We start from the raw sequence: 4,329 nt of genomic DNA on the forward strand, positions 1-4,329 counted from the left end.
TATAGGAACTTCGACCGAAGGCAGTCGAGTATGGTCGGGAAATGAAGTGCCGGCGGTCGGGGAAAAGGGCGTAGGAGAAGGAGTGCGGCGCTCGAGCATGGAAACGCACACGAGGTGAAGGAGGGTCGATGAGTCGAGAGGGGCAGCGGAGCAGAGGGATATCGTCGAAGGGACGGGGAAGGGCTCGTGTGAGATCGATGGAGTTGGAGGAGCCCGTTCGCGGTTGGCGTTCGCATTGAGATGGTCGAGGATCTTGCGCACGATGCGCGGCTCGGTGATGAAAGCGACGACGCGGAAAGAGCCGCCGCAAGGACACAGAAGGGGGTCGAGCTCGAAAACGCGTCGAATCAATCGGCCCAGCGCCGCCGCAGCGCCTGCTTTCGAGCGGGGCTCAGGGTCGGCTCGTGTTCTAGTTTCTCGTTATTGGGGGAAGGAGTCTGCTCGGCGGGTTGAGAAATCTTGCGTCGTCCGCGAACGACGTTTGCGTAGTGTCCGTAGTAGAAGAGCAAATGCCGCCTCGGCTCCGGGATCTCCGCCTCCGGGCCGGCGATACAGGTGGGGAGCTTAAAGCTCGACCCCTCGCTCAGCGAGGCCCACTACAACCTGGCCGTCCTCCTCCTGAGAGAAAAACAGGCGCCTGATCAGCTTCCGGAAGTTCCTCGAGCTCGACCCGGAGAGCGACCCCGCGGAGTCCGTCAGAAAGTGGCGCCGCGAGAACCGTTACTGACCCATTCCGGTCAGACGAAACAGCACGCGCTACGGCAGCAGCACCAGCTTCTTCGAGAGGCGTGGCCCCACACGGATCGCGCCGAAATCGCGACGATCCGTGGTGAGCACGCGATAGACGTTGCGCCGCTCGGCCAGCGCGGCTACTGTGCCATCCACGAGGCCGAGGCCGAGCTCTTTGAACTTGGCATCGAGCTCGAGCGCGCGAACAAGATCGGTGGGAAGCGCCGGGACGTACTCGTAGCGGGTCTTCGGGTCGAAGATTTCACCGACAAGCTTTTGCATCGAAGGCCGCTCGCCTCGCAGGAAGTAGTCGACCTCGGCGAGCACCAGGGCGGGGACCAGAACGAGCCTAGCGTCGACGAGGGCTCGTTCATATTCAGGGAAGCTCGGTCGGCCGTCGGGCCCCCGGGCCAGGGCGCGAAGCAGCCCACCGGTGTCCGCGATGATCGGTGGGCTCAACCTTCCAGGTCTCGGAAGAGCTCGCTCTCATCCCCTAGTTTCGCGTCCGTTGACTCGAAGAGTCGCGTGGAGGGCGGGCGCCGGCCTTTGTAGTACCGTGACGCAACGATACGAAGGCCCTTCCGAACCAGCTCGGAGGCGGAGTGGCCGTCCGCGCGCGCTTTCTTGAGCGCGCGCACGTCTTCTTCGTCCAAACGAACCGTGGTCGAAATGAGTCGTGCCATACACTCACCATACACCGCGGAGTCCGGTCGGGCAACCCCTGCCCCACGATCGTCCTGTGGAAGTGTTGGCCGGTGCTAGACGAAAGATCCACGGATTGAAATCCTGGTTCCGATCCGGCTTCTCCCCGGATGGCTCCCGGAGGAAGAGTCGCCCGAGGGCGAGAAGCCGGTCGCCGCGGGACTCCTCCCGGCGCTTCGAGCGGGAAGCGAAAGCGATCTCCACTCTCAACCATCCCCATGGCTCGGCCTCGAAGTGGCGATCAAGGTGCTCCCTGCGACGCTCGCCGAGGACCGAGAGCGCCTCGCCCGCTTCGAGCGCGAGGCGGAGCTCCTCGCCTCGCTCAATCACCCCAACATCGCCCGCGTCTACCTCGTCGGCGGAGCGGTCGGCGACCGAGGCCGAGGCAATCGCGACTTCCTGGAGTCCGAGAGCCCGCGCCGCGAGCGACGTCGCACCGAACGCGCCGGTCATCCGAAGAAAGCTGCGTCGACTCCACATTTCAAACCTCCGTTTCTCAGCAGGTGGAATGGAAGAGCCCGCCGACGGCATTGCCGCTCGAAGCGAGCTCGTTGTAGCGCTCGACCGCCTTTCGGGTCTCGTCGACATGAACTCGAACACCCCTCTCTTCGAGGAGCAGGAGCGTCTCCGGACATACCTTCAGACGCCTCAGCATGCCGCGGGACAGAACGACGACGTCGACTCCGTGCTCGAGAAGCTCTTCGACGTCCGCCGGTTGAATTCCCGGGGAGTGCGCGGTGCCGGTTTCGCGCCAGTCCCACTCCCTGCCTCCGCCGGGGTAGAGCTTGAAGTCTTTGCCGCTTGCGACCCCTCGCACGTCCATGCGCCCCCAGGCGAGACGAGTGATGACCGGGGATCATGGTTGCGAAAGCAGTCCGATGGTCGTGCGCGAGGAACCCGATCGGATTGAGCGCCGCCGCGACACTCCTCACGATGCGAGCTCTCCGGGCGCGAGCGAGAGCTTGGCGCTCCCGTGATTGCGCTGGGCGCGGAATGCAGCCAAGCGAGAGATGACGCGATGCCGGAGACGTGAACGAGCGCGCTCATGCTCTCCTTGTAGCCGCTCGATCGCCATACACAACGCGGGCCGCCATTTTGGCCCGTCGACGCCCTCCGACCCGTATTCACACGCCCGGCGCGATTCCCTTTCCAACCACTGAACCGCTAAAATTCATGCTCGTGAGCCCCTTGTCCGCGAGATACAATCTCCCATCCGTATCGGTTCGCGTCCGGTGTGAAGGCCTCCCGCGTGTCATGATCGCTCGGACGGTCGTCGCCCTGCGTCTGCACACGCACCACTGCGGTGACCGCTCGACGCTGTCGCATCCCGACCTGGTGTCATGACCCTGTCGCCCGGCACTCGGCTCGGGCCATATGAGATCGAGGCTGCCATCGGGGCGGGCGGAATGGGTGAGGTCTACAAGGCAAAGGACACGCGCCTCGATCGCAGCGTTGCCATCAAGGTGCTGCCCGGGCACCTCACCGCCGACCCAGAACGCCGGGCGCGGTTTGCGCGCGAGGCCAAGACCATCGCGGGTCTGGATCACCCGAACATCTGCGCCCTGCACGACATCGGCCGCGAAGGTGACGTCGATTTCCTGGTGATGGAGTACATCGATGGCACGCGGCTCGCGTCGCCTTGTCCCGTCGCGAAGGCGCTCGAATACGCCATCCAGATTGTCGATGCGCTGCGCGCCTCGCACCAGAAGGGCATCATCCACCGCGATCTGAAGCCGGCAAACGTCATGGTCACGCCGGATGGACACGTGAAAGTCTTCGACTTCGGCCTGGCGAAGCACCTGGTCGCCCCGCGCGACGTCGACAGCGAAGCGGCGACCGCCGCCGAGCAATCGGACGATCTCGGCCTTACGCGAAAGGGCGTGGTGGTCGGGACGGTCTCGTACATGTCGCCCGAGCAGGTGGAAGGCAGGCCACTGGATACGCGCTCCGACATCTTTAGCTTCGGCGTCGTGCTCTATGAGTTGCTCACCGGGCAGCGAGCGTTTTCGGGCGACTCCGCCCTCTCGACGATGTCGGCCATCCTGCGGGAGACGCCGGTGCGGGTCCGCAAGGTGCGCCACGAAGTTCCCCGCCGTCTCGAGGCAATCGTGAACCGCTGTCTCGAGAAGAACCGGGATGCGCGATATGCCTCTGCGGCCGACTTGCGCGAGGATCTGGAGGGATCTCAGGCGGAGCTTCTGGGTCGCTCCACGGGCTTTCGACGAGCCCTGTTTCAGCCGCGCGTCGCCGTGCCGGTGTCGTTGGTCCTCGCCCTCGCGATTGCCGCAGCGGCGTGGTTCGGCATTCGGAGTCACCGCGCCCGCTGGGCCCGCAACGTGGCGCTTCCCGAGATTGCCCAGCTGGTGCAAGCCGGACCCCGCGTGGAGGGCTTTCGCCTCGCCCGCGAGGCTCACCGCGTTCTCCCCGAGGATCGTGGGCTTCAGCAGCTCTGGCGCGACGTGGCCGCGCCCATCACCATCCGAACGACTCCTCCCGGGGCCGTCGTTGAGTGGAGAGATTACTCGGCAACCGAGGACTCCCCCTGGGAGTCCGTGGGATCTTCTCCTATCGAGGGAACAGAGGTTCCGAAAGCCTATCTCCGTTGGCGCATCTCGAAAGAGGGTTTCGACGCGGTGGAAGTGGCGTTCTCAGTTTGGACCACTTCGGTGGCGCAGTTCCAGCTCGCGCCGCTCGGCTCCACCCCGCCGGGCATGGTTCGAGTGCCGGGTGGACCGTACGAGTATGGCCCCGCTCCCGCCGTCGAGCTCGAGGACTACTGGCTCGACAAGCACGAGGTCACCAACAAAGAGTTCAAAGAATTCGTCGATGATGGCGGGTACCGCAAGCGCGAGTACTGGAAGCATCCCTTCGTCGAAGGCGGCCGGGAGCTCTCCTGGG

At 64.7% G+C, this 4,329-nt stretch carries 6 protein-coding genes; 1 reads left to right on the top strand and 5 read right to left on the bottom strand.

The window, feature by feature from the left end:
* From VEK15_12800 to VEK15_12820, 5 genes are all read right to left on the bottom strand, one after another.
* On the bottom strand, nucleotides 1-351 hold a 351-nt coding region (locus VEK15_12800; GenBank protein ID HXV61568.1), incomplete at its 3' end, for a hypothetical protein.
* Between the two features lie 405 nt (nucleotides 352-756).
* A complete protein-coding gene (locus VEK15_12805; protein HXV61569.1) occupies nucleotides 757-1,188 on the bottom strand; it encodes a type II toxin-antitoxin system VapC family toxin in 432 nt (143 codons plus the stop codon).
* Complete coding sequence (locus tag VEK15_12810; GenBank protein HXV61570.1) at nucleotides 1,185-1,412, bottom strand: hypothetical protein; 228 nt, start codon at nucleotides 1,410-1,412, stop codon at nucleotides 1,185-1,187. Before VEK15_12810 ends, VEK15_12805 begins: the two co-directional genes overlap by 4 nt.
* Nucleotides 1,413-1,416: 4 nt before the next feature.
* A complete protein-coding gene (locus VEK15_12815) occupies nucleotides 1,417-1,911 on the bottom strand; it encodes a hypothetical protein (GenBank protein ID HXV61571.1) in 495 nt (164 codons plus the stop codon).
* Nucleotides 1,912-1,927: 16 nt separating this feature from the next.
* Nucleotides 1,928-2,278, bottom strand: coding sequence for an Mth938-like domain-containing protein (locus VEK15_12820; GenBank protein HXV61572.1), 351 nt, complete (start codon nucleotides 2,276-2,278; stop codon nucleotides 1,928-1,930).
* A gap of 493 nt (nucleotides 2,279-2,771) precedes the next feature.
* Here VEK15_12820 and VEK15_12825 point away from each other — a divergent pair.
* On the top strand, nucleotides 2,772-4,329 hold a 1,558-nt coding region (locus VEK15_12825), incomplete at its 3' end, for a bifunctional serine/threonine-protein kinase/formylglycine-generating enzyme family protein (GenBank protein HXV61573.1).

This window comes from Vicinamibacteria bacterium (assembly GCA_035620555.1).
In the GTDB taxonomy this organism is placed as follows: Bacteria; Acidobacteriota; Vicinamibacteria; order Marinacidobacterales; family SMYC01; genus DASPGQ01.